General features: G+C 56.9%; 1 protein-coding gene. It reads left to right on the top strand.

From position 1 onward, the window contains the following. Window positions 1–246: immunoglobulin domain-containing protein (locus tag N8M20_RS10425; RefSeq protein WP_261080543.1), on the top strand; the 246-nt coding region annotated here is incomplete at both ends.

Raw genomic sequence — 246 nt, 5'->3', positions numbered from 1 at the left:
ATCGCTGGATAAGCGATCCCGATATTATTGCAAATCATCTGACGGCGCACGAGATCGGTTTTGAGCAACCACACGAGCGCAAGCGGGTGAATGCTCTTACATCGGAGGACAGCGAAGCCGGTCGAACATATTGCGCGATCGAGGCGGGCGGGCGTAACACCGACACTACCCCTTTCTGGCCGAACGGTCGAAACCAGAACATCGCCTTCACGAATGAGCTTGCGTGCCCGGCTAGGAGCTTCTGCC

It is taken from the genome of Streptococcus mitis (genome assembly GCF_946190275.1).
Classification (GTDB): Bacteria; Bacillota; Bacilli; order Lactobacillales; family Streptococcaceae; genus Streptococcus; species Streptococcus mitis_DC.
Note: the sequence above shows the minus strand (reverse complement) of the source record. Positions and strands in the feature narration are given on the sequence as shown.